At 39.5% G+C, this 1,081-nt stretch carries 1 protein-coding gene; it reads left to right on the forward strand.

Annotation, left to right across the window (positions count from 1 at the left end; all coding sequences use genetic code 11):
- The first annotated feature begins 174 nt into the window (after positions 1–174).
- Positions 175–1,029, forward strand: a complete 855-nt coding sequence (gene cdaA, locus ACRCJ0_RS14930) for a diadenylate cyclase CdaA (RefSeq protein WP_016897342.1) — start codon at positions 175–177, stop codon at positions 1,027–1,029.
- Positions 1,030–1,081 lie beyond the last annotated feature (52 nt).

The following is a 1,081-nucleotide window of genomic DNA, read 5'->3' on the forward strand; positions in this document are numbered from 1 at the left end:
ACTTGCCCAGCATCCATAATCAATTGTCCAAGTAACATGCCATCCCTCCTTCACTCCAGTTTACTTGTTTCTACCATTATAAACATTTTTGGGAAATGTGTCTTAAGTTTCTATCGATAAAAGGCTGATATGGTATACTTTATAGTGAGAAAACTTAGAATGGAGGATAGACGCATGCAAATAGATTGGTCTGGTATTATTTCCTGGACGAATGTTTTCAATCTAATTGATATTTTGATTGTTTGGTTGTTTATCTACCAGCTATTGAAGATCCTAAAGAATACGAAAGCCTTCAATATTTTGAACGGGGTTTTCATCTTCTTGCTGATTAAAATTATTTCCACCCTCTTCCAGTTGAAGACGGTAGATTGGATCATGAACAATATTATCCAATGGTCTGTCGTTGGTGCGATTGTCATATTCCAACCTGAAATCAGACGAGGATTAGATCATTTGGGACAACAATTCTTTGCTGGTAAACGTGAAGCTGGGGCCCGCAATCCAAACGAAAAAATGGTGCGCGATTTAGTTGAAGCTTGCGAGTACATGGGTAAACGACGGATTGGTGCTTTGATCTCCCTACAACGTTCGCAACCCTTAAATGAATACGCAGCTACTGGAATTCGATTAGATTCAGCCATCTCATCTCAATTATTGATTAACATTTTCATCCCAAATACGCCCCTACATGATGGTGCCGTGATTATTCAAGATTTAGAAATTGCATCTGCCGCTTCTTACCTGCCACTTTCAGAAAACTCGGAGATTCCTAAAGAATTAGGGACTAGACACCGGGCTGCTGTCGGCTTAAGTGAAGTAACAGATGCCATCACTATCGTCGTTTCAGAAGAAACAGGTGGTGTTTCAATTACTGAACGTGGCGAGATTACCCGCGACCTTAGTCAAGATGAGTTGTACACCATTCTAGCGGACAATTTCATCAACACTACTGATGAGGAAGCGAATGATAACTTCTTAACTAACTGGTTTAACCAATTAACAGGAGGTGGCAAGTCAGATGATCAATAAGTTTTATAACAATCGAATTGCCCTGTTAATTTTATCGCTCTTCTTATCTATC

The sequence above is a fragment of the Aerococcus sp. L_32 genome (assembly GCF_050689315.1).

What these genes read in the sequence shown, in the direction of transcription:
- cdaA (WP_016897342.1), top strand. Translation starts at nt 175, where the DNA reads ATGCAAATAGATTGGTCTGGTATTATTTCCTGGACGAATGTTTTCAAT.